Below are 22,759 nucleotides of genomic sequence, written 5' to 3'. Positions count from 1 at the left end.
CGGTGCAGGTTCTGTGCCACGGCACGAGTGTTGCATCGGCGGGACGGCTGCCCATAATCGGGCCCCTCATCGTCATTCCGCCTGCACACCCGACTGCCCATGGAACTCACACCGCGCGAAAAAGACAAGCTGCTGATCTTCACGGCAGCCCTGCTGGCCGAACGCCGCCAGGCGCGTGGCCTGAAGCTCAACTACCCCGAAGCCATCGCGCTCATTTCCGCCGCCGTGATGGAAGGTGCGCGCGACGGCAAGAGCGTGGCCGCGCTGATGAGCGAAGGCCGCAGCGTGCTCACGCGCGCCGACGTGATGGACGGCGTGGCCGAGATGATCCCGGACATCCAGATCGAGGCCACCTTCCCCGACGGCACGAAGCTGGTCACGGTGCACCAGCCGATCGTCTGATTCCCTTCTTCATTGTTCCCGAGCGGAGACCTCCATGCGCCTGACGCGTTCCTCTTTCGCAGCCCTGCTGCCCTCCCTGGCGGCTGCCGCCCTCGGCGCCCTGCCGCTGCTGGCCTCGGCCCATGTCGGCGCGGACGGCGCGGCACACCACGACATCGGTTTCGCGCAGGGTTTCCTGCACCCGTTCACCGGAATGGACCACCTGGCCGCGATGGTCGCGGTCGGCCTGTGGAGCGCCTTGATCGCGCGCAGCGACCGTGACGTGCTGTGGGCACCCGTCGGGTTCGCGGCGATGCTGTTGGCCGGCGCGCTCGTCGGCCTGGCGGGCGTGCAGGTGCCGGCTGTCGAACCGATGATCGCGGCGTCGCTGCTGGTGATCGGCCTGCTGGTCGTCACGCGCCTGCGCCTGCCGGGCCCGGCCGCTGCGGCGCTGGTCGGCGTGTTCGCCGTCTTCCATGGCGTGGCCCATGGCCACGAACTGGCCAGCGGCCACGGCGCCCCGCTGGCCATCGCCGGCATGGTGCTGGCGACGGCACTGCTGCACGCGGGTGGCATCGCGATCGGCTGGGCGCTGCGCCAGCGGACCGTCTGGCTGCCGCGCGTGGCCGGTGCGGCCGTCGCGCTGTTCGGTGCAGCCTTGCTCGCGCCACTGGCCTGAGGCCGTCGCCATGATCCCCGGCGAACTCTTCACCGACGAGGGCGAACACACCCTCAACCCCGGCCGCCGCACGCTCACGCTGGTCGTGCAGAACACCGCCGACCGGCCGATCCAGGTCGGCTCCCACTACCACTTCGCCGAGACCAACGGCGCGCTCGGCTTCGACCGCGAAGCGGCACGCGGCATGCGGCTGAACATCGCGTCGGGCACGGCCGTACGCTTCGAGCCCGGCCAGCAACGCACGGTCGAACTTTGCGACTTCGCGGGCGAGCGCGTGGTGTACGGCTTCCGCGGTCTCGTTCAAGGAAAGCTCTGACATGGCGACCATCGGAAGGCGTGCCTACGCCGAAATCTTCGGCCCGACCGTGGGCGACCGTGTGCGCCTGGCCGACACGGACCTATTGATCGAGGTCGAGGCCGACTACACGCTGCGCGCCGGCGGCTATGGTGAAGAGGTGAAGTTCGGCGGCGGCAAGACGATCCGCGACGGCATGGCGCAGTCGCAGCGGATGCGCGCCGAAGGCGCCGTCGACACGGTGATGACCAACGCACTGATCCTCGACCACTGGGGCATCGTGAAGGCCGACATCGGCTTGAAGGGCGGGCGCATCGTCGCGATCGGCAAGGCCGGCAACCCCGACGTGCAGCCGGGCGTCGACATCGTCATCGGCCCGGGCACCGAGGTGATCAGCTGTGAAGGCAACATCGTCACGGCCGGGGGCATCGACAGCCACATCCACTTCATCGCACCGCAGCAGATCGAAGAGGCCCTGACCTCCGGCATCACGACCATGCTGGGCGGCGGCACGGGCCCCGCCACCGGCACCTTCGCCACGACCTGCACGCCCGGCCCCTGGCACATCGAGCGCATGCTGCAGGCGGCCGACGCCTTTCCGATGAACCTCGGCTTTCTCGGCAAAGGCAATGCCAGCCTGCCGGCTGCGCTGCACGAACAGATCGACGCCGGCGTGATCGGCCTCAAGCTGCATGAAGACTGGGGCACCACGCCCGCGGCCATCAGCAACTGCCTGGACGTGGCCGACGCCACCGACACGCAGGTGGCGATCCACTCCGACACGCTCAACGAATCAGGCTTCGTCGAGAACACCATCGCGGCCGTCAAGGGACGTGGCATCTGCGCTTTCCACACTGAAGGCGCCGGTGGCGGCCATGCACCGGACATCCTGCGCGTGGTGGGCGAGGACAACTTCCTGCCCTCGTCGACCAACCCGACGATGCCCTACACCGTGAACACGCTCGACGAGCACGTCGACATGCTGATGGTGTGCCACCACCTGGACGCCGGCATCGCGGAAGACCTGGCCTTCGCCGAATCGCGCATCCGCAAGGAAACCATCGCGGCCGAGGACATCCTGCACGACCTGGGCGCGATCAGCATGTTCAGCTCCGACTCGCAGGCCATGGGCCGCGTCGGCGAAGTCATCATCCGCACCTGGCAGACGGCGCACAAGATGAAGGGCCAGCGTGGCACCTTGCCCGAAGACAGCGCGCGCAACGACAACTTCCGCGCCAAGCGCTACATCGCCAAGTACACGATCAATCCGGCCATCGCGCACGGCATCGCACATGACGTGGGCAGCATCGAGGTCGGCAAGTGGGCCGACCTGGTGGTGTGGAAGCCGGCCTTCTTCGGCGTGAAGCCCTTCACCATCATCAAGGGCGGCAGCATCGCGATGGCCGCGATGGGTGACCCGAACGCATCGATCCCCACACCGCAACCGGTGCACTACCGGCCGATGTTCGGTTCGTACGGCGGCTCGCTGCATCGCAGCTCGCTCACCTTCGTCTCGCAGGCGGGCCTGAACGCCGGCATCGGCGAGCGTTATGGCCTGCACAAGACGCTGTCGGCGGTGAAGAACATCCGCGGCGTGCGCAAGCAGCACATGGTGCACAACGGCTACACGCCCAAGATGGAGATCGATGCGCAGACCTACGCGGTGCGCGCCGACGGGCATCTGCTGGTGTGCGAGCCGGCGACGTCGCTGCCGATGACGCAGCGGTATTTCCTGTTCTGACAATGGCAAAAGACCTGCGCATTCGCCTCGACGACCTGGAAGACCCGCGCATCGCTGCGTTTCTCGAGGAACACCTGACAGACATGCGTCGGGTTTCTCCACCGGAGAGCGTGCATGCGCTGGACCTGGACGGTTTGCGCCGGCCAGACATCCGGTTCTGGACCGCATGGATCGATCTACCTGCCAGCGAATCGCTGGTGGGAACGGCAGCGTTGAAGCGACTCGACGACGGCCATGCCGAACTCAAGTCGATGCGCACGGCGGCTTCGGTGCGTGGCCAGGGCATCGCGGGCCGGATGTTGGCGTACGTGGTCGCCGAGGCGCGGGCGCTGGGCTATGCGCAGCTGAGCCTCGAAACAGGCAGCCAACCCTTCTTCGCACCGGCGCATGCGCTGTACGAAAAACATGGCTTCGAGGCCTGCGCGCCTTTTGGCGCCTACACCGAAGATCCGAACAGCCGCTTCATGACGCGTGCGCTTTGAAGGTCTGCGACCGACGGCGCACCGCAGGTCGGGTGCGAACCGTACGATCGACCATCCATCTGAAATTTTCCATGCTCAACGCCAACAAACTCATGCCCCAGGGCGGCGGCCTCGCCGCCGTGCTGCTCAAGCGCGCCGCCACCGTCGAACTCGACTGGGACGTGCGTCAGAAGAGCCGCTTCGACACCGTCGATTCGCAGGGCCGCCGCATCGGCGTGTTCCTACCGCGCGGCACGGCCGTGCGCGGTGGTGACGTGCTGGTGGCGGAAGACGGCTCGCTCATCAAGGTCGTCGCGGCGCCACAGGCGGTGCTGGTCATCACGCACTGCACGCAGCACGGCACACCCTTCGACCTGACGCGCGCGGCCTACCACCTGGGCAACCGGCATGTACCGATCGAGTTGAAGCCCGACCACCTGAAGATCGAGCCCGACCACGTGCTGGCCGCCATGCTGCGCTCGATGCACCTGATCGTGCGCGAAGCCGATGAGGCCTTCGAGCCGGAAGGCGGCGCCTATGGCGCGCACGGCGCGGGCCACGGTCACGCACATGACCATGGGCATTCACACGGTACCGCACCGGTCGGACCGGTGCTGCACCCGGACGCCTATGGCGGTGCGCACGACCATTCCCATGACCATTCGCACGGTCACGACCACGCGCATTGATGACCGACACCGCGGGCGCGATGCCCGCCGCCAGCCTTCTGCAGCTGATCTGGCTGGCCTCGCCGGCCCTGCCGATCGGCGGCTTCTCCTATTCCGAAGGCGTCGAGGCCGGCGTCGAGTGGGGCGGGATCGACAGCGAGCCGCGCGCCTCCGACTGGATCGTCGACCAGCTGCACCTGGGCCTCGCGCGCGGCGACCTGCCGGTGGTGGCGCAATCGATCGCCGCCTGGCGCAGCGCCGACGCCGAGCGCATCGCGGCGCTCAATGCCTGGGTGCTGCAGACGCGCGAGTCCACTGAATTCCTCCTGCAGACCGAGCAGATGGGCCGCTCCTTCGTCGAGTGGCTGAAGCTGCACCATGACGACGTGGCCGCGCAGTTCGAAGGTCTGACCACCACCATCACCTACCCGGTGGCTTTCGCCTTCGCGGCCAGCCGCACGCAGGCCAGCGTGCGAGACGGCTGCCTGGCCTTCGCCTTCGGCTGGGCCGAGAACATGATCGGCGCCGCCGTGAAGTCGGTACCGCTCGGCCAGAGCGCGGGCCAGCGCATGCTGGGCCGCCTGTCGGCCGAAATCCCAGCCGCCGTCGACTGCGCCATCGCGCTCGACGACGACGAGCGCCAGGCCTTCTCACCGATGCTCGCCATCCATTCGGCGCGACATGAAACCCAGTATTCCCGGCTCTTCAGAAGCTGACTTTTTTCGAACGAGACGCACCATGGCCTCCCCCCTGCACCACATCGCCCACCGCACCAAGAAACTGCCACCCCTGCGCGTGGGCATCGGCGGGCCGGTCGGCTCCGGCAAGACCACGCTGCTGGAGATGCTCTGCAAAGCGATGCGCGACCGATACGACCTGATCGCCATCACCAACGACATCTACACCAAGGAAGACCAGCGCCTGCTGACCGTCTCGGGCGCGTTGCCGGCCGAGCGCATCATGGGTGTGGAGACGGGCGGTTGCCCGCACACCGCCATCCGCGAAGACTGCTCGATCAACCTCGAAGCCATCGACCGCATGCTGGTCGAATATCCCGACGCCGACATCGTGTTCGTGGAAAGCGGCGGCGACAACCTGGCCGCGACTTTCAGCCCCGAGTTGAGCGACCTCACCATCTACGTGATCGACGTGGCCGCCGGCGAGAAGATCCCGCGCAAGGGCGGCCCCGGCATCACCAAGAGCGACCTCTTCATCATCAACAAGACCGACCTCGCACCCTACGTGGGCGCCGACCTGGGCGTGATGGAAGCCGACACGCAGCGCATGCGCAAGCAGCGCCCGTACGTCATGACCAACCTGAAGACCAACACCGGCCTGGCCGAGGTCGTGGCCTTCATCGAAGAACGCGGGATGCTCCAAGAGGACTGAGCGCGCCGGCGCGGCGATTCAGAGTTCGCTCGCGTCCTTGAGCTGGCGCGCCTTGTAGACCAGGCGCACGAGGGCCCCGCGTTCGCCCTCCACCAGCTGCGCATAGACATCGGTGTCGCCGGCGACCCAGGCGGCATAGCGGCTGCCGGGGTCGCGCGATGCCAGTTCGTTGCCGAAGCGGCCGCGTCCCCAGGCGAGCAATTCATCGAAAGCAGCCGCACCGCGGTCCGGCTGCGCATCGGCCGCGGCCACCCATTCGACGCGGCGCAGTTGGGCGCCGGCGAAGTAGAAGGTCGGTTCGAAGCCGAGTCCGGCAATGGCCGTCGGCGCACCGCGCCAGGTGCCGGCCAGGCCACCAGCCAGGCGCTGCGGCCGGGCCACGCGTTGCGCATCGGGCAGCGCGGCCTGCAGTTCGGCGGGGCTCATGCCCAGTTGCACGCCGGGCGGCAGCGACTGCGCGGACACGGCGCCAGCGACGAAAAGCGCAGCAGCGCCGAGAGCGAAGGAACGTCGAAACGGAAACATGGGCGGCAAGCGTAGCGCGAAGCCGGATGTGACCGTCCCGGCCGCACGAAGTTCAGCCGCCGTTGCCGAAGCTCACAGTTCGAGCACGATCCGCTGGCCGCAGGCGCGCGAGCAGCAGGTCATCATCTTCTGGTTGGCGTCGCGCTCGGCCCGCGTGAGCACCACGTCGCGGTGGTCGACCTCACCCGCCAGCACCCGCACTTCGCAGGAGCCGCACAGGCCCTCTTCGCAATCGCTCTGCACGTCGATGTTGGCGGCGCGCAGGGCGGTCAGCAGGGTCTGGTCGGCCGGCACCGTGATGACGATGCCCGAGTCCTTTAGCTCGACCTCGAAGGCATGTTCCTTCGACGGGTCGAGCGCGCCGAGGGTGGATTCGAAATGCTCGACGCGCAGCGCGTCTTCGGGCCAGTGAGCGCAGCCCGCTTCGAGCGCCTGCAGCATGCGCACCGGGCCGCAGGCATAGATCTGCGTGCCGGCCTGCGGCGTGGCGAGCAATGCGGAGAGATCGTTGCGGCCGCCCTCCTCGCCGATGTGCAGGTGGAGCCGATCGCCGTGCACCGCGCCCAGTTCGTCGACGAAGGGCATCGCCGAGCGCCGACGGCCGCTGTAGTGCAGTTCGTAGTCCATGCCCAGCGCCTGCGCGCGCCGCGCCATCGCACTGATGGGCGTGATGCCGATGCCGCCGGCGATGAAGATCACCTGGCGGCGCTCCTCGTCGAGGCGAAAGTGGTTGCGCGGGCCACGGATCTTGAGCCGGTCGCCGACGCGCACGTTGGCGTGGATCCAGGCCGAGCCGCCGCGGCCGTCGGGTTCGCGCAGCACGGCGATCTCGAAGGCGTCGGCATCGGTCGGGTCACCGCACAACGAGTACTGGCGCGAGAGGTCGGGCGAGCCGCATTCGATGTCGATGTGCGAGCCCGGCGCCCAGCGCGGCAGCGCGCGGCCATCGGGGGCGACAAGGCGCAGCTTCACGATGCCATCGGCCACCGGGGTCACGCTTTCCACGACCACCGGCCGCGTGATCGCGCCCTTCGACGGCTCGCCGATGCGCACGGGCAGGGGCGCGTCCGGCCGACGCAATGCGGGCTGCGCCCGTTCGGGGTTGCGCTGCGGATCCCACTCGACCCACAGATGCTCCGGCCCGCGAAACGACGTGTTCGGCACGTAGCTGAACTGCTGCTCGGCCAGCCGCATGTGTGGCAGGCGGCGCGTGAACTCCTCAAGGAAGATCTGCATCTCCATGCGCGCCAGGTTCTTGCCCATGCACTGGTGCGCGCCGTAGCCGAAAGTCAGGTGGTCGCTCGCGTTGTCGCGGCGGATGTCGAACAGGTCGGCGTCCGCGAAATGGCGGTCGTCATGGTTGGCCGATGACGTGACGATCAGCAGCTTCGAGCCGGCCGGGATGTCGATGCCGTCGATCTGCACGTCCTTCGTCGCCAGGCGCCGCCAGGCCGCGACCGAGCCGTTGTGGCGCAGGCACTCTTCCACCGCATTGGGAATGAGGCTCGGGTCTTCGCAGATCTCGCGCCACACGCTCGGGTGCTGCAGCAGCAGCTTCATCGCATTGGCGGTGGCGTTGGCGGTGGTCTCGTGCGCGGCGACGATGCCGGCCATCATCATCGAGTGCAGGTACGAGTCGGTCACCACCTCGGGTTGCTCCCGCTGCTTGCGGATGCCGTACTGCATCCAGCCTGCGGCTTCGGGGTTCTTCCGCATCTTGTCGAGCACCTTCCCGGCGAACTGCCAGAAGTTGCCGACGGCATGGGCCACGGCGACCTGCTCTTCCGGCTTGGGCCGGCCCCAGGTGTTGACGGTATGCGCGATCGAATACTCGCGCAGCGTGTCCATGTCTTCCTCGGGCACGCCGAGGAAATGCAGCGCGACGGTGAGCGGCACTTCCCACAGCATCTGGTCGACCAGGTCGGCGCGGCCGTCGTCGATGAAGCGGTCGACGTACTCGCGCGCCAGCGCGCGCACCATCGGCTCGTGGTGCTCGAGCTCGGCGGGCGTGAACGGGTCCATCAGCGCGCGGCGGCGCGGCATGTGGGCCGGCTCGTCCTCGTTCACCAGCGTTCGGTTGAGCGCGAAGCCGTACGACGCGAGCACCGCGTTGGCTTCGGCGCCGGTCGGCGTGATCTTCTCCAGCGCGATCGACGGGCTGAAGGTGTGGTGGTCGCGGAAGATCGCCTTGATGCTCTCGTACCGCGTGACGACCCAGTAGCCAAGCTTGGGGCTGTAGAAGGTCGGCTCCTGCTCGCGCGCCCAGCGCACGTAGTCGGGCGGGTCTTGCTGGTAGCCCTCTTCGAAAGGGTCGAAGGCGGCAGCCCGAGGGCTGACGGGGCAACCGTTGGGCGCAGCCTGCGCGGTCAGCGCGCGGTGGTCCACGGGGCAGCCCGTGGCCCCCGGCGCGCGCGGGTCGGTGGCCGTCGTCATGCCGTTCGCTCCGTCAGTCCAGGGTGATCTTCAGGTCGGTGATCAGCTTTTGCCAACGCGTCGTCTCGTTGCGCAGCAGTTCGGCGAACTGGGCCGGCGTGTTGCCCACGGGCTCGACGCCGAAGTCGACCAGGCGCTTGCGCACGCCCGGCTCGTTGATGGCGGCGACCACGGACTTGTTCAGCGCGTTGATCACGTCCGGCGGCGTGGCTGCCGGCACGACCATGCCGACCAGCGCGGCCGCTTCGACATTCTTGATGCCGAGTTCGGCGAAGGTCGGCACGTCGGGCAGCTGCGGCAGGCGCGTGGCGTTGGCCACGGCGAGGGCCTTGACCTTGCCGCCCTTGATGAAGCCGGCGCCCGCGGCCATGTCGACCATCATGGCCGGCACCTGGCCGCCGGCTACGTCGGCCAGCGCGGGCGCTGCGCCGCGGTACGGCACGTGAACCATGAAAACCTTCGACTGGACCTTGAGCAGTTCCATCGCCAGATGGTGCGGGCTGCCCGCGCCGGCCGATGCGTAGTTCATGCTGCCGGGCTTGGCGCGCGCCTGTGCGATGAAGTCCTGCGCGCTGGCGATGCCGCTGTTCGCGCCCACCACCAGGATCATCGGGAAGCGGCCCATCAGCGTGACCGGCGCGAGGTCCTTCGTCGGGCTGTAGCTGAGCGACTTGTAGAGCGCGGGGTTGAACACCATCGTGCCGTTGTCGGCCGACAGCACGGTGTAGCCATCGGCCGGGGCGCGCGCCGTTTCGGCCGCGGCCAGCGCCGTGTTGCCGCCCGGCTTGTTGTCCACCAGCACCGGCTGGCCGACCTGCGTCGACAGCGTCTGGCCGATGGTGCGCGCGAGAAAGTCGGAACCGCCGCCGGCCGCGTACGGGACGATCCAGCGGATCGGTTTGGCGGGGTAGGTGGCAGGCTGGGCAGCGGCATTCGTCGCGGCCCACAGTGGCAGGGCGAGCATGGCGCAGGCAAGGTATTTCTTCATCGTGTCTCTTTCGGCGTTGTGCGGTCTTGGGGGAAGAACTCTTGCGTAATCGTAGTACGCAGTGCGTAATTCATGTCTCCGTGCCAACCCTGATGCCGACGCTTCATCCGATGCCGACTTCCAAGAAACCGATCCCTCTTTCCGCCGACCCCGCACCAACGCGTGATCGGGAACGGCGCCAGCGGGTGCAGTCCGCCGAAATGGGCATGGCGGTGCTCAAGGGCCTGGCGCGTCTGGGTGGGCGGGCCAGCCTCACGGCGCTGTCGGCCCACGTGGGCGAAAGCCCCGCCAAGGTCCACCGCTACCTGGCGAGCCTGGTGGAAGAGGCGCTCGTCATGCAAGACAGTGGCTCACAGCACTACCACCTCGGCGCCGAGGCCATCCAGATCGGTCTGGCCGCCATGCGACAGGCCGACCCGATCCGCCTGGCGGAGCCGGCGCTGATCCGCCTGCGCGAGGCGCTGGAGGTGACCTGCTTCGTGGCCGTGATGGGCAACAAGGGGCCGACCATCGTGCGCTTCGAAGAGCCCGGCCTGCCGGTGACGGTCAACGTGCGGGTGGGGTCGGTGCTGTCGATGCTGTGGTCGGCCACGGGGCGGGCGTTCCTGGGCTTCCTGGACGAATCGCGCGTGCGTGCGATGGCACAGGAGGAACTGATGGCGGCACCTGCCGAACTGCGCCGCCAGCTCGATCCCGAGGACCCGCTGGGCGTGCTGCGTTCGCAGATCCTGGCCGCCCGGTGCGCGCCGGTGCAGGACACCTACCTGCGCGGCATCAGCGCGGTGGCCGCGCCGGTCTACGACTACACGGGCCGCGTCTGCGCCGTGCTCACCGCCCTGGGGGCCAGCGGCGGTTTCGACCCGTCGGCCGACGGGCCGATCGCCGCAGCGGTGCGGCGCGAAGCCGCGGCGGCCAGCGCCCTGCTCGGGCACGGCACCGCGGTGTCGAACGGCGCCTAGCCGGCGATGCCGAAGCGCGCCAGCTCGAACACCGAGTTGGGCGCATTGGGGCGCGAGGGCTTGACGGCCGCGCGCAGCGGCTCGGGGCGCTTGGCCGCGGGCTCTTCCTGCGAGTGCAGCTGCACGCCGAGCGCGATCTGGTCGTCGACCAGCTTCTGCAGGTTCACCGAGTCCAGGAACTCGACCACCTTGCGGCTGAGCGAATCCCACAGTTCGGGCGTGGCGCAACGCTGGGCGTCGTCCGCCGCCTTGGTGCGGCTCTTGGCACCGGCGTCGTCCGCCGGGCCATCGACCGCGAACAGGATGTCGGCCACGGTGATGGACGCCGCATCGCGGCCCAGGCCATAGCCGCCGCCCGGACCCCGGGTCGACGCGACCAGTCCGTGGCGCCGCAGGTCGGCGAACATCTGCTCGAGGTACGACAGCGAAATGCGCTGACGACGGCTCAAGACAGCCAGAGAGATCGGGCCCATCTTGCGATGCAGGGCGACGTCGATCATGGCAACGACCGCAAGGCGGCCCTTGGTACTGAGGCGCATGGTGTTGTTCCTTTCTGGCGCGGGGTCGATGAATGGAAGCGCGGCTTACTCTTCGCGGCTGCCGCCGATGCCCAGCAGTATCAGCAGCGACTGGAAGACGTTGTAGAGGCTCAGGTACACGCCCAGCGTGGCACTGATGTAGTTGGTTTCGTAGCCGTCCTTCACGCGCTTGAGGTCGTGCAGGATGAAGGCCGAGAAGATGCCGATGGCCAGCACCGACAGCGTGATCATCAGCGCGCTCGACTGGATGAAGAAGTTCGCGATGCCCGCGACCAGCAGCAGGATGACGCCGATGAACAGCCACTTGCCCATGGACGAGAGGTCGCGCTTGATCACCGACGACAGCGTGGCCATGCCCAGGAACACGGCGCCGGTGCCGGCGAAGGCCGTCATGATCAGTCCGGCGCCGTTGGCCAGGCCGAGCACCGAGCCCACCAGGCGCGAGAGCATCAGGCCCATAAAGAAGGTGAAGGCCAGCAGCACCGGCACGCCGGCGGCCGAGTTCTTCGTCTTCTCGATGGCGAACATGAGGCCGAAGGCGCCGACCAGGAAGACGACCATGCCGACGCCGGGCGACATGGCGCGGGTGATGCCGGTGGCGACGCCGACCCAGGCGCCCAGCACCGTGGGCACCATCGACAGGGCGAGCAGCCAGTAGGTGTTGCGCAGCACCTGGTTGCGCTGCGCCGGGGTGGCCAGGGCGCCAGCGGCGCCGTAGCTGGAGAGGGTCTCGTTCATGTTATGTCCTTGATGGAAAAGGGAAAGAGTCGAGGTGGACTGTAGGCCTATCGAGCCTTCGAGAAAAGTCGAATTTTCGGCATCATTACTTCGCTTAAAGCTTAGTATTGGGCTCGAGCCATGAATTTCAAGCACCTCTATTACTTCTGGGCGGCCGCCAAGGCGGGCGGCATCGTGCGCGCCGGCGAACAGTTGCACATCACGCCGCAGACGCTGTCGACCCAGATCAAGCTTCTGGAGGAATCGATGGGCTGCCACCTGTTCCAGAAGCACGGGCGCGGCGTCGAACTCACCCCCGAGGGCCGTACCGCGCTGAGCTATGCGGAGCAGATCTTCACGCTCGGTGCCGAGCTCGAGGCGGCCGTCGGCAACAAGCGCGGCGGTGGGCGCACCCTGCACTTTCGCGTCGGCATCGCGGACGCAGTGCCCAAGGCCATGGCCTACCGCCTGCTGGAGCCGGCGCTCTCCGTGTCGGAACCCGTGCGCCTCATCTGCCACGAAGGCCACTTCCGCGACCTGCTCGGCCAACTGTCGGTGCAGCGGCTCGACCTGGTGATCGCCAACGAGCCGATGGGCAAGCAGACCAGCGTGAAGGCCTTCAACCACACGCTGGGCATCACCGGCATGAGCTTCTTCGCCGCGCCCACCCTGCATCGCACGCTGACGCAACCCTTCCCGGAGTGCCTGGACGGCGCGCCGATGCTCATCCAGGGCTCGGGCTCCGCCATGCGGCAACGGCTGGACCTGTGGCTGGCCGAGCACGCCCTGCGCCCCCGGCTGATCGGCGAATTCGACGATGCCGCCTTGCTCAAGGCCTTCGGCGGCGAAGGCCGCGGCGTCTTCATGTCGCCCACGGTGCTCGAGGACGAAACCTGTGCGCAATACGGCGTGGAGGTGATGGGCCGCGCCTCCGAACTCGTGGAGGAATTCTTCGGCATCTCGGTCGAGCGGCGCATCACGCACCCGTGCGTGGCCGCCATCACGCGCGCAGCGCGGGTGCAGTTCCCGCGGAAGTGACGGGACGGATGGCTGATCTGGCGCCGTACCATTCGCGCATGAACGTCAAGCACGCCCTGTTCGACACACGCCTGCGTGTCGGCATCGTCAGCGCCAGCCTCATCCTGGCGGGCTGCCTGGCGGGTTGCGCGAGCGGCCCGGCACCGAAGGGCCGCGCACCCGTCGCCTACAGCGCCCTCACGCCGACACAGGCACAGGACATCGCCATCCACGCGCTCGGCCTGGTCGGCACGCCCTACCGCTACGGCGGCAACACGGTCGACGGCGGCTTCGACTGCAGCGGTCTCATCAACTACGTCTACCGCAGCAGCGCTGGCGTGGCCCCGCCGCGCACCGTGGCGCAGCTCGCCGGCTTCGGCCAGCCCGTCGACACCCGCGATCTGCAAACCGGGGACCTGGTGCTCTTCGGCGGCGGGCGCCCCACCCATGCCGGCATCTACGTCGGCAACGGCCAGTTCGTGCATGCACCGTCGAGCGGGGGCGACGTGCGGCTGGACAAGCTGAACGGGCCGTACTGGTCGCGGCAGGCGCTCGAGGTGCGACGGCCCTGAGAGGTGCTGGTGGGCTCGTGCCCGCAGTGCAGGAAGCGGGCGCTCAATCCACCTTCGCGCCCGAGAATTTCACCACCTCGCCCCATTTGCGGATGTCGTCGCTCAGCGTCTTGGCGAACTGTTGCGGCGTGCCGCCGAGCGGCGTGTAGCCCAGTGCCACGAGGCGGGCGCGGAAGGCGGGTGTCTTCAGCGCGGCGTTGATCGTCTCGTTGATCTTGGCCTTGATCTCCGGCGGTGTTCCCGCAGGCGCGAACAGGCCGAACCAGGTATCCGACACCAGGCTGGGCTGACCCAGTTCGGCGGTGGTCGGCACGTCGGGCAGCAGGTCGGAACGCTTGTCTGCCATCAGCGCGACGGCCTTGAGGCGACCCTCCTTCACGAAGGGTGCCGCAGCGGTCACACCCGGGAACGCGAGCTCCAGCCGCCCGCCCACCAGATCGGTCAGCACCGCGCCGGGCGAGCTGTAGGGCACGTGCACCATGAAGACGCCGACCGTCTTCTTGTAGAGCTCACCCGACAGGTGGTAGGAGCTGCCGCTGCCGGTCGACCCGAAGTTGAGCTTGCCCGGGTTCTGCTTGGCGTAGGCGGTCAGCTCGGCCAGCGAACGCGCCGGAATCGACGGGTTCAACACGATGATGTTGGGCACCGAGCCGACCGTGACGATCGGGTCCAGGTCCTTCTGCGGGTTGTAGGGCTTGGAGTCGTAGAGCGTGGCGGCCGACACCACCGTGCCGGCCCAGCCGAAGAGCAGCGTGTAGCCGTCGGCGGGCGACTTCACGGCCATTGCTGAACCGAGGTTGCCGTTGGCACCGGGTCGGTTCTCGACCACGAGCGGCTGCTGCAGCACCCGCCCCAACTCTTCGGCCACCAGCCGCGCCAGTGGGTCGGCACTGCCGCCCGGCGCCGCGGGCACGATCAGACGGATCGGCTTGGACGGCCAGGCTTGCGCCTGCACGGAATGCACCACCGTGATGGACAAGGCGGCGACAAGCCCCTGCAAAAGCCCGCGCGGAACGGGTCGCCGCGGGGGTGTCGATTCGAACTTCTGGGTCATGGTTTTGTCTCCTGTTGAAGGGGTCGGCGTCAGGGGCCTGTCGTCTCTCAGTACGACTTGGGCAACCCGAGCACGCGCTCGGCGATGTGGCTGAGGATGAGCTCGCGGCTCACCGGTGCGATGCGCAGGATCATGATTTCGCGCAGGTAGCGCTCGACATGGAATTCCTTCGAGTAGCCCATGCCGCCGTGCGTGAGGATGGCGCGCTCGCAGGCGCGGTAGCCCGCCTCGGCCGCGAAGTACTTGGCCGCATTCGCCTCGGCGCCGCAGTCGCGCTGGTGGTCGTAGAGCCAGGCCGCCTTGCGCGTGAGCAGCTGCGCCGCCTCGAGCTCGACCCAGTTCTCGGCCAGCGGATGCTGGATCGCCTGGTTCTGGCCGATGGGCCGGTCGAACACCACCCGCTCGCGGGCATAGGCCGCCGCCTTGGCCAGCGCCACGCGGCCCACGCCCACGGCCTCGGCGGCGAGCAGCACGCGCTCCGGGTTCATGCCGTGCAGGATGTACTTGAAGCCCTGGCCTTCCTCGCCGATGCGGTCTTCGACCGGGATCTCCAGGCCGTCGATGAAGAGCTCGTTGGAGTCCACGCACTTGCGGCCCATCTTCTCGATGAGGCGCACGTCGACCTTGCTGCGGTCGAGGTCGGTGTAGAACAGCGACAGGCCCGCGGACGACTTGCCCGGTGGCAGGTCTTCCAGCGGCGTGGTGCGCGCCAGCAGCATCATCTTGTCGGCCACCTGCGCCGTCGAGATCCAGACCTTCTGCCCATTCACCACGTACTTGTCGCCCTGGCGCACCGCGCGCGTCTTGAGCTTGGTGGTGTTGAGGCCGGCGTTGGGCTCGGTCACCGCGAAGCAGGCCTTGACCTCGCCCCTGGCGATGGGCGGCAGCATGCGGCGCTTCTGTTCCTCGGTGCCGAACACGGCGATCGGCATCAGGCCGAAGATGTTGATGTGGATGGCCGAACAGCCGCTGAGGCAGGCGCCCGATTCGGCCACCGTCTGCATCATCAGCGCGGCCTCCTGCACGCCGAGCCCGGCGCCGCCATAGGCTTCCGGAATGGCCAGGCCGAGCCAGCCCGCATCGCCCATCGCGCGGTAGAAGTCGTGCGGGAAGACGCCGTCGATGTCGCGCTCGCGCCAGTAGCTTTCCGGGAAGTGGCTGCACAGGTCTTTCACGGCTTCCTGGATGGACTGCTGCTCGGGACTCAAGTCGAAACTCATGGGATGGACCTTGGCTGAATGAGGGATGACGGGGCGGACCGGCTCAGCGGCCGGTCCAGCGCGGCGCGCGTTTCTCGGCGAAGGCGCGCGGGCCTTCCTGCGCGTCGTCGCTCAGGTACACGCGCTCGAACAGATGCTGGGCGGCACGCAGGCTGGCCGAGGTGCCCATCTCGGACGACAGGTAGACCAGCTCGCGTGCGGCCTTCACGGTGAGCGGCGCGTTGGCGGCGATGGCGCGCGCCATGTCGAGCGCGCGGTCCCGCAGCTCGGCCTGCGGCACCACGTCGTTGACGTAGCCGAGCGCATAGGCGCGCTGCGCCGTGATCGGCCGTGCCGTGAGCAGCAGCTCCATCACCACGCGCTGCGGCAGCATGCGCACCAGCGGCGCGGCCCACGGCATGCCGCGGCCGAACTTGGCTTCGGTGATGCCGAAGACCGCATGGTCGGCGGCGATGCACAGGTCGCACATCTGCGCGAACAGCCAGCCGCCCGCGTAGGCGGCGCCGTTGACCGCGGCGATCACCGGCTTGGAGATCTGCACCGAATCGCCCAGCACCGGCAGCATGTCGCGCGGCGGCACCGCGAGCTGCATGGCCGCGGCTTCCTTCAGGTCCATGCCGGCGCAGAAGGCCTTGTCGCCGCTGCCGGTGAGGATGCCCACGCGCAACGCGTCGTCGTGCTCGATGCGCTGCCAGGCGTCACGCAGGCCATCCATCACTGCGCGGTTGATGGCGTTGCGCTGCGCGGGGCGGTGGATGGTGACGAGGGCGATGCTGCCGTCGATCACTTCGAAGAGGACTTCGTCGCTCATGTGTTGTCGCTCATCTCAGACGTTCTTCCAGATCGCGCGGGCTTCGCGCATCAGCTCGTCGCGGTGTTGCGGCGCAGCGATGGCGACCATCGCGCGGATGCGCTCGCGCATGGTGCGGCCACGCAGGTGCGCCACGCCGAACTCGGTGGCGACCGCGTCGACGTCACTGCGCGCGGTCGTCACCGGGCCGTGCAGCTGCGACACCAGCTTGCTCGCGCCGTTCTTGCCCAGCGCGCCGAGCGCGACCACCGACAGCCCGCCTTCGGACTGCACCGCCGCGCGCACGTAGTCGACCTGACCGCCGACCGCGCCCATGTAGTCGGCGCCGATGGCTTCGGCGTTGACCTGGCCGGTCAGGTCGACCTCCAGCGCGGCGTTGATCGACACCAGCCCGCGCACCTTGGCCAGCGTGGCGGCGGCATGCGTGTAGCGCGTGTGGCACAGCCGCAGCTGCGGGTTCTCGTGCGCGAAGCGGTAGAGCCGCTGCGTGCCGAACAGCACACCGGTGACGGTCACGCCAGGGTCGATGCCTTTGTGCGCGTTGGTGACCGCACCGCTTTCCATCAGGTCGACCACCGAATCGCCCACCATGCCCGAATGCACGCCCAGGTCGCAGCGGTCGCCGAGCATCGCGACGATGGCCTCGGGCACCGCGCCGATGCCCATCTGCAGCGTCGCGCGGTCGGGAATGAGCGCGGCCACGTGCTGCGCGATCTGCTGCTCGAGCGGGCCGAACTTGGCGGCAGGCAGTTCGATGGGCGCGCGATCGGTCTCGACGGCGAGCGTTATCTCGTCGGCGCGCAATGGCGCGTCGCAGGGCGTCCAGGGCACCTGGCTGTTCACCTCGGCGATGACCACGCGCGCGCGCGACATGGCGGCGCGCAGGTAGTCGTTGACCAGGCCGAAGCTGTGCTCGCCGCGCGCGTTGGCCGGGCTGACCTGCAGCATCACCACATCGGCGCGGATCTGGCCGGACGTCAGCAGCCCTTCGATCGCGGAGACGTGGCAGGGAATGGAGTCGAGCACGCCCGCCGCCGCGAGCTGGCGGTGCGTGCCCATCGCGCCGTAGCCCGTGAAGCGCAGGTGGTCGGCATGCGCCGGCTGGAAGGTCGGCGAGAAGCCGGTGCCGAAGAAGACCCCGGCACCGCTGAAGCCGGCGCGTTGCGCGACCAGCGCCTCCGTCAGGCCGAGCGGTTCGCCGGTGCCCTGGCTGAAGACGATGCCGTCGCCGGGTCGGATGTACGCCGACAGGTCGAGGCCGGCGAGCGATGACGTGCGCGCCATGTCAGGCACCATCTACCGGATAGGCCAGCACCGCCTGCGAGCGCTTGAGCAGCGGGCCGTCGACCATCCGGCCTTCGAAGTCGATGGTGCCGATGCCGCGCGCCGTGGCCGCCTCGTAGGCCGCCACCAGGCGCTGCGCATACGCGCGCTCTTCGGGTGTCGGCGAGAAGGCCGCGTGCGACAGCGCGACCTGCGCGGGCGCCACGCAGATCTTGCCCTGGTAGCCCATGTCGCGGCCGAACGAAGCGTCCTGCCCGAAGAGCGCGTCGTCGCGGATGTCGAGCACCGCCTGGTCGATGGCAACGAGGCCGGCGGCGCGCGCCGCCATCACGACCCAGCCGCGGGCGGTGGCGACTTCGTCGCCCTTCGGGCTGCGGCGCCCGCCGATGTCAGCGGCGAAGTCCTCGGCGCCGAAGTACACCGCGCTCTGGCAGCGCGTCTCGTCGCAGATCTTCACGGCGTTGAGCACGCCGCGCACCGACTCGATGCCGCCGATGATCGTGCGCGGTGCTCGGCGCGGCTGGCTCGCGTCGAGCTGCTCGATCCAGTGGATCGCCGGAAAGGCCTGCTGCGGCTGCTCCAGCTTCGGGATGACGACCGCATCGATGTCGCAGGCGAAGGCGGCCTCGAGGTCGGCCAGGTAATGCGGCGAGGCCGGCACGTTCACGCGCACCGCCAGCATGCCGCTCAGCCCGGCCGCGCGGGCCTGCCGCACGGTGTCGCGCAACGCGCCGCGTGCCGCGACCTTCTCGTCGTCGGGCGTGCCGTCTTCCAGGTCGATCACGCTGCAGTCGGCGCGAAAGCGATGCAGCTTGGCGACCAGGTCGGGGCGATTGGCGGGGGCGAAGAGAAGGGAGCGGATCATGGTGATGCGTGCGGTGGCAGGAGGGTCGATGGGCTACAGCGCGGCGGCGGCGGTCGTCGCTTCGCCGGCCGCACCGGCGGCGACCAAGTCGTCGATCTCGGCGCTCGAATAGCCGGCGTCCTGGAGGATTTCGCGGGTGTGTTCGCCCTGGCGCGGCGCCGGGCGCTGCGGCGGCGGCGCGCTGTGCTGCCAGGTCATCGGCATGCGCATGCTGCGGATCGCGCCCTCGCTGGGGTGCTCGACCTGCGAGAAAAAGCCGGTGGCCGCGAGGTGCGGGTCGTCCAGGATGCTGTGGAGGTCGTGCATCGGCATGAAGGGCACGTCGGCGCGCTCGAGCAGGGCCATCCACTCGGCGGTCGTGCGCTCCTCGAAGATCGACGCGAGCACGCCGTACACGTGGTCGATGTGGCGCGAGCGCGCGCCATAGCTGGCGAAGCGGTCGTCGTCCGTCATCAGCGACTCGCGCCCGATCTCGCGCAGGAAGCCTTGCCACTGCTTGTCGTTGTAGACCAGCGCGCAGATGTAGCCGTCGCGCGTTCGGTAAGGGCGGCGCTCCGGCGAAAGCTGCCGTGCGTAGCCACCGCCGTCCAGCGGTGGCTCGAAGGTCAGGCCGCCGAGGTGGTCGCCCAGCACGAAGCCCACCATGGTCTCGAACATCGGGATGTCGACGCGATCGCCGCGCCCGGTGCGCCCGCGCGCCAGCAGGCTGCCGAGGATGCCGCTGACGGCCGTGAGCCCGACGATGCGGTCGGCCATCGCGGTCGGCACGTAGCGCGGGATGCCGCCCGAGGCACGGGCGATCAAATGCGGCAGGCCCGAAGCGCCCTGGATGAGGTCGTCGTACGCCGGGCGGGCGGCGTACGGGCCGTCCTGCCCGAAGCCGAACAGGCCCGCGTAGACGATGCGCGGGTTGATCGCCGACACCTCTTCGTAGCCAAGGCCCAGGCGCGCCATGGCCTGGGGGCGCACGTTGTACATGAGCACATCCGCGTCGACCAGCAGGCGCCGCAGCGCCGCCAGCCCGGCCGGGTTCTTGAGGTCGAGCACCACGCTGCGCTTGTTGCGGTTGGCGTTGAGGAAGACCGGGCCCATGCCCTCGTGGCGCACCGGCCCGATCTGGCGCACCAGATCGCCCTGCGGCGCCTCGACCTTGACCACGTCGGCGCCCATGTCGCCCAGCGCCTGCGAGGCGAAGGGCCCCATCAGCACCGACGTCATGTCGATCACGCGTATTCCTTGCAGCACGGCCATGTCTTGCCTTGTCTCCGTTTTTGTGGGGCCGATCGTTGTTCAATCATTCCCATACATGAACAAATCGTACGCACACAAGAATATCTACGCAAGTCATGGAAATCCCGAAGGCGTCGACGCGCAGAGACCCTGCGTTAAAGTCAGCCCACTTTTTTCCTCCGAGGGAGGTCGCGGTACCCCACGCATCAGGGCACCGCGACCGGTCAGCGCACACCGTGAACGTCAAACAAGCCGCGAACGTCCTGGAACTGATCGAGTTCTTCGCTGCCCACCGCCGGCCGGCGACGCTGGCGGAGATCGCCAAGCATTTCGACTGGCCCCGTTCGAGCACCTTCAACCTGCTGGGCACGCTGCTGAGCCGCGGCTACCTGTACGAGCCGCGCGCCCGCGGCGGCTACTACCCGGCGCCGATCTGGGCCAGCCTGATCGCGCAGATCGAGGAAGCGCAGCCCATCCCCCAGGAACTGCATCGCTTGCTGGAAGAACTCGTGGCGGAGACCGGCGAGACCGCCGTGCTGGCGGCCGTGAGCGGCTCGCACGCGCTCTTCGTCGATGCAGTCGAGTCGCCGCACGCGATCCGCTATGCCGCGCGGCCCGGCAAGCGCGTGCCGCTGCACGTCACGGCCACCGGCCGCGCGTTGCTGTCGCAGATGAGCCCCGACGACCGCGGCGTGGTGCTGCGCAAGGCCGACTTCGAGCGCTACACGGCCACCACGCTGATGAGCATCGAGGCGGTCGAAGCGGAGATCGCCCGCTCGGTGAAGCTGGGCTGGTTCGAGGGCAACGCGGAGTTCACCTCCGCCCTCGGTGGCGTGGCGCTGCCCCTGGGCCTGCCGCACCGGCAGTTCGCGGTGCTGGTCGCGGGGCCGATGTTCCGCATCGAGAACCGGACACAGGAACTGGTCGCTGCCGTCCGGCAGGCCATCGACCGGCACCTGGTCGGCGTTGCCGCGGCGCGGACTTAACGCCAGCCCAGCAGATCGATGTGGCCGACGCGCAGGCGCGTCGCGCCCCGGGTGGCAACGCGCCGCGCGCGCCAGGCGTCAATGTGCGCCGCGTGTGCCGGGGATTGCTCGATCGCGGCTTGTGCCATGCCATCGATCAGGGCACGCAGCATCGCGCCATCAGAGGCGGCGCGCGCGCCGTCGATGACCCAGTCACTCTCTGTCGCGTCGAGCCGATAGCCCGCGGCCGTGAGGCACCGCTGAGCCACCCCAACTGCAGTGTCGCCGAGCGCTGCGCCGAAGCCCTTGTCGCGACGTTGGTGTGCGCGAAAGGCGTCGTGCACTCGTGCGTCGTCGGCATCCGCCTCGGTCCACGCGAGGCGGCCGTCAACACTGAGCGCCCAGCACACCGCGGCGCCGACGCCCGTGCATCGCGCCACCAGCGCCTCGAGCCAAGGCTGTGACACGAGGTCGAGCAAGGCGGCGCAGGTGACCAGCTGCGCGCCGTCGAAAGGCACGGCGTCGAAATCCGCCGCCAGGTCGGCCTGCACGCATTCGACGTCGAGCTGGAGCCCATCACCGTCGACGCGCAACCCGTCGCCGTGCGCCCGGACCCGCCAGCCTCGCGTGTGCGCCCAGCGTGTCAGCGTCCCGGGCACCGCGGCCAGCAGCGCCGCATCGTGGTCGACCAGGCGCCAGCGCTGCACCCCGCCCAGACGCGGCGCGACCTCGCGCAGGCTGGCGCCGGTGCCGCAACCGAGGTCCAGCACGGTGATGGCGGCATCGCCGGTGCGTTCGCGACGCAGCTGCGTCGCGAGGGCCTTCCAGTCGAACGCGGCGGCGGCCGACGCGCGCGCCGCGCGGTCGAAGGGCTCGCGCTGCGCCAGCCAGTCGGCGCTGAAGCCGGTCATGGCGCCACCGCATCGAGCACGGCCGCGAAGCGCGCACCGGCGTCGTCCCACGTGGGCAGGCGCTCGGCGGCCGCGCGGGCACCGGCCGCCAGCGTGGCGCGCCAGGCCGTGTCGTCCATCAGGCGCCGCAGCGCATCGCGCAAGGCATCGGCATCGCCGGGCGGCACCAGCACGCCGGCGCTGGCCGGCACCGTGTCGGCGATGGCGCCCGCCGCGCAGCTGACGATCGGAAGGCCATGGGCCAAGGCTTCCGCCAGCGCCATGCCGTAGCCCTCGTGAAAGGACGGCAGCACGAACAGGTCGGCCTGGGCGTAGAGCGCCTCGAGCGCCGGCCCATCGACTTCACCGTGCCAGGTGACGCGCGCGGCCAGGCCATGGCGCGCGACGCTGGCGCGCACCGCAGCGACCGTCGCGTCGTCGCGCGCCAGGCTGCCGGCGCAGTGCAGCTGCCACGCCCGGTCCGGCAGGCCCGCGAGCGCCTCGATGAGCACCGTGTGGCCTTTGCGCGCCGTGACGGTCGCCACGCACAGCAGCGACAGGGCACCGGCGCCCGCACCGCCGCCGGTCGCCTGGGGCGCGCGATCGGTACCTGGCTCCACCACCGTGATGCCCTCGGACGGCACGTCGAAGGTGGCGAGCGCCTGCGCGGTCGATGGGCTGGTCACGACCACATGGCGCGCGCAGGCCAGGGCACGCCGCTCGCTGTCGAAGAGCCGCGCCTGCTCGGGCGGCGACAGCCCCGACTCGAAGGCCAGCGGGTGGTGTACCAAGGCCACCCAGCGCAGGCGCTGCGCATGCTGCTCAACCAGTTCGGGCAAGGCCGAGAAGCCGAGCCCATCGGCCACCACCAGTGCACCGTCGGGCAACGCGTCGATCACGCCACGCGCCTGCTCGCGGGCGGTGGCATCCGGTTGCGGAAAGCCGTCGCCCGGCGAGCACCGGATGACGCGCCACCCGGCGGCGCGCAAGCCGTCGACGATGCGGCGGTCGTACAGGTAGCCGCCGGTGCGGCTGTCCCAGTCGCCGGGCACGAGGAAGATGCAGTCGCGTGACAT

At 69.1% G+C, this 22,759-nt stretch carries 25 protein-coding genes; 12 read left to right on the top strand and 13 right to left on the bottom strand.

All coding sequences use genetic code 11. From position 1 onward, the window contains the following. Positions 1 to 99 precede the first annotated feature (99 nt). The 8 genes from ACSFA2_RS06220 (at position 100) to ureG (ending at position 5,614) form a co-directional block, all read left to right on the top strand. Complete coding sequence (locus ACSFA2_RS06220) at positions 100 to 402, top strand: urease subunit gamma (protein WP_435454448.1); 303 nt, start codon at positions 100 to 102, stop codon at positions 400 to 402. A 34-nt stretch (positions 403 to 436) separates the two neighbouring features. Next, complete coding sequence (locus ACSFA2_RS06215) at positions 437 to 1,060, top strand: HupE/UreJ family protein (RefSeq protein WP_435454447.1); 624 nt, start codon at positions 437 to 439, stop codon at positions 1,058 to 1,060. A 10-nt stretch (positions 1,061 to 1,070) separates the two neighbouring features. After that, positions 1,071 to 1,376 (top strand): urease subunit beta, encoded by a 306-nt coding sequence (locus ACSFA2_RS06210; protein WP_435454446.1) that lies wholly within the window; start codon positions 1,071 to 1,073, stop codon positions 1,374 to 1,376. Position 1,377: 1 nt separating this feature from the next. After that, positions 1,378 to 3,096 carry an urease subunit alpha gene (gene ureC, locus ACSFA2_RS06205; protein ID WP_435454445.1) on the top strand — a complete coding sequence of 573 codons (1,719 nt, stop codon included), beginning with the start codon at positions 1,378 to 1,380 and terminating at the stop codon, positions 3,094 to 3,096. 2 nt (positions 3,097 to 3,098) lie between these two features. Further along, on the top strand, positions 3,099 to 3,578 hold the full coding sequence (locus ACSFA2_RS06200; protein WP_435454444.1) for a GNAT family N-acetyltransferase: 480 nt from the start codon (positions 3,099 to 3,101) through the stop codon (positions 3,576 to 3,578). Between the two features lie 71 nt (positions 3,579 to 3,649). Then, on the top strand, positions 3,650 to 4,246 hold the full coding sequence (gene ureE / locus ACSFA2_RS06195; RefSeq protein WP_435454443.1) for an urease accessory protein UreE: 597 nt from the start codon (positions 3,650 to 3,652) through the stop codon (positions 4,244 to 4,246). After that, positions 4,246 to 4,941: an urease accessory protein UreF gene (locus ACSFA2_RS06190; protein WP_435454442.1), complete on the top strand. Its 696-nt coding sequence runs from the start codon at positions 4,246 to 4,248 to the stop codon at positions 4,939 to 4,941. Before ureE ends, ACSFA2_RS06190 begins: the two co-directional genes overlap by 1 nt. A gap of 22 nt (positions 4,942 to 4,963) precedes the next feature. Beyond that, complete coding sequence (gene ureG / locus ACSFA2_RS06185; RefSeq protein WP_435454441.1) at positions 4,964 to 5,614, top strand: urease accessory protein UreG; 651 nt, start codon at positions 4,964 to 4,966, stop codon at positions 5,612 to 5,614. 18 nt (positions 5,615 to 5,632) lie between these two features. Here ureG and ACSFA2_RS06180 read toward each other — a convergent pair whose 3' ends face one another. The 3 genes from ACSFA2_RS06180 to ACSFA2_RS06170 all read right to left on the bottom strand — a co-directional run bounded on the left by ACSFA2_RS06180 (position 5,633) and on the right by ACSFA2_RS06170 (position 9,560). Then, complete coding sequence (locus tag ACSFA2_RS06180; protein ID WP_435454440.1) at positions 5,633 to 6,139, bottom strand: hypothetical protein; 507 nt, start codon at positions 6,137 to 6,139, stop codon at positions 5,633 to 5,635. Between the two features lie 72 nt (positions 6,140 to 6,211). Further along, positions 6,212 to 8,572, bottom strand: a complete 2,361-nt coding sequence (locus ACSFA2_RS06175) for a cytochrome P450/oxidoreductase (RefSeq protein WP_435454439.1) — start codon at positions 8,570 to 8,572, stop codon at positions 6,212 to 6,214. A gap of 13 nt (positions 8,573 to 8,585) precedes the next feature. Then, positions 8,586 to 9,560: a Bug family tripartite tricarboxylate transporter substrate binding protein gene (locus ACSFA2_RS06170; protein WP_435454438.1), complete on the bottom strand. Its 975-nt coding sequence runs from the start codon at positions 9,558 to 9,560 to the stop codon at positions 8,586 to 8,588. A gap of 110 nt (positions 9,561 to 9,670) precedes the next feature. Here ACSFA2_RS06170 and ACSFA2_RS06165 point away from each other — a divergent pair, with 110 nt between their 5' ends. Next, positions 9,671 to 10,519, top strand: a complete 849-nt coding sequence (locus ACSFA2_RS06165) for an IclR family transcriptional regulator (RefSeq protein WP_435454437.1) — start codon at positions 9,671 to 9,673, stop codon at positions 10,517 to 10,519. Here ACSFA2_RS06165 and ACSFA2_RS06160 read toward each other — a convergent pair. Both ACSFA2_RS06160 and ACSFA2_RS06155 read right to left on the bottom strand, forming a co-directional pair. Then, the gene (locus ACSFA2_RS06160) at positions 10,516 to 11,058 is read right to left on the bottom strand and encodes an Rrf2 family transcriptional regulator (RefSeq protein WP_435454436.1); all 543 of its coding nucleotides are present in this window, start codon (positions 11,056 to 11,058) and stop codon (positions 10,516 to 10,518) included. The two genes, ACSFA2_RS06165 and ACSFA2_RS06160, sit on opposite strands and share 4 nt — an antisense overlap. A 45-nt stretch (positions 11,059 to 11,103) precedes the next feature. Continuing rightward, positions 11,104 to 11,796 carry a Bax inhibitor-1/YccA family protein gene (locus tag ACSFA2_RS06155; RefSeq protein ID WP_435454435.1) on the bottom strand — a complete coding sequence of 231 codons (693 nt, stop codon included), beginning with the start codon at positions 11,794 to 11,796 and terminating at the stop codon, positions 11,104 to 11,106. A 120-nt stretch (positions 11,797 to 11,916) separates the two neighbouring features. Between ACSFA2_RS06155 and nhaR the strand changes: the two genes are divergently transcribed. Both nhaR and ACSFA2_RS06145 read left to right on the top strand, forming a co-directional pair. Then, entirely contained in the window at positions 11,917 to 12,813 is an 897-nt protein-coding gene (gene nhaR / locus ACSFA2_RS06150) for a transcriptional activator NhaR (RefSeq protein ID WP_435454434.1), read from the top strand. Between the two features lie 38 nt (positions 12,814 to 12,851). After that, a complete protein-coding gene (locus tag ACSFA2_RS06145) occupies positions 12,852 to 13,364 on the top strand; it encodes a C40 family peptidase (RefSeq protein WP_435454433.1) in 513 nt (170 codons plus the stop codon). Between the two features lie 43 nt (positions 13,365 to 13,407). Here ACSFA2_RS06145 and ACSFA2_RS06140 read toward each other — a convergent pair whose 3' ends face one another. Genes ACSFA2_RS06140 through ACSFA2_RS06115 form a run of 6 tightly spaced genes read right to left on the bottom strand, consistent with a single transcriptional unit; the run spans position 13,408 to position 19,849 of the window. Further along, complete coding sequence (locus ACSFA2_RS06140; protein ID WP_435454432.1) at positions 13,408 to 14,418, bottom strand: Bug family tripartite tricarboxylate transporter substrate binding protein; 1,011 nt, start codon at positions 14,416 to 14,418, stop codon at positions 13,408 to 13,410. Between the two features lie 47 nt (positions 14,419 to 14,465). Further along, positions 14,466 to 15,638, bottom strand: a complete 1,173-nt coding sequence (locus ACSFA2_RS06135) for an acyl-CoA dehydrogenase family protein (RefSeq protein WP_435454431.1) — start codon at positions 15,636 to 15,638, stop codon at positions 14,466 to 14,468. A gap of 43 nt (positions 15,639 to 15,681) precedes the next feature. Beyond that, positions 15,682 to 16,449 carry an enoyl-CoA hydratase/isomerase family protein gene (locus ACSFA2_RS06130; protein ID WP_435454430.1) on the bottom strand — a complete coding sequence of 256 codons (768 nt, stop codon included), beginning with the start codon at positions 16,447 to 16,449 and terminating at the stop codon, positions 15,682 to 15,684. Between the two features lie 15 nt (positions 16,450 to 16,464). Further along, complete coding sequence (locus tag ACSFA2_RS06125; protein WP_435454429.1) at positions 16,465 to 17,733, bottom strand: acetyl-CoA hydrolase/transferase family protein; 1,269 nt, start codon at positions 17,731 to 17,733, stop codon at positions 16,465 to 16,467. Position 17,734: 1 nt separating this feature from the next. Continuing rightward, on the bottom strand, positions 17,735 to 18,598 hold the full coding sequence (locus ACSFA2_RS06120; RefSeq protein WP_435454428.1) for an HpcH/HpaI aldolase/citrate lyase family protein: 864 nt from the start codon (positions 18,596 to 18,598) through the stop codon (positions 17,735 to 17,737). 33 nt (positions 18,599 to 18,631) lie between these two features. Continuing rightward, a complete protein-coding gene (locus ACSFA2_RS06115; RefSeq protein WP_435454427.1) occupies positions 18,632 to 19,849 on the bottom strand; it encodes a CaiB/BaiF CoA transferase family protein in 1,218 nt (405 codons plus the stop codon). Between the two features lie 215 nt (positions 19,850 to 20,064). On the opposite strand from ACSFA2_RS06115, the gene ACSFA2_RS06110 reads away from it, so the two are divergent. Then, complete coding sequence (locus ACSFA2_RS06110; RefSeq protein WP_435454426.1) at positions 20,065 to 20,814, top strand: IclR family transcriptional regulator; 750 nt, start codon at positions 20,065 to 20,067, stop codon at positions 20,812 to 20,814. Here the strand turns inward: ACSFA2_RS06110 and ACSFA2_RS06105 are convergent. Together ACSFA2_RS06105 and ACSFA2_RS06100 are read right to left on the bottom strand one after the other, a co-directional pair. Next, the gene (locus tag ACSFA2_RS06105) at positions 20,811 to 21,704 is read right to left on the bottom strand and encodes a class I SAM-dependent methyltransferase (RefSeq protein WP_435454425.1); all 894 of its coding nucleotides are present in this window, start codon (positions 21,702 to 21,704) and stop codon (positions 20,811 to 20,813) included. The genes ACSFA2_RS06110 and ACSFA2_RS06105 overlap by 4 nt on opposite strands. Continuing rightward, positions 21,701 to 22,759: a glycosyltransferase family 4 protein gene (locus ACSFA2_RS06100; RefSeq protein ID WP_435454424.1), complete on the bottom strand. Its 1,059-nt coding sequence runs from the start codon at positions 22,757 to 22,759 to the stop codon at positions 21,701 to 21,703. The genes ACSFA2_RS06105 and ACSFA2_RS06100 overlap by 4 nt, the downstream gene beginning before the upstream one ends.

Source organism: Variovorax cryoconiti (genome assembly GCF_051216395.1).
GTDB lineage: Bacteria > Pseudomonadota > Gammaproteobacteria > Burkholderiales > Burkholderiaceae_C > Variovorax.
The sequence above is the reverse complement of the archived record's forward strand: the minus strand, read 5'-3'. Positions and strand labels throughout refer to the sequence as shown.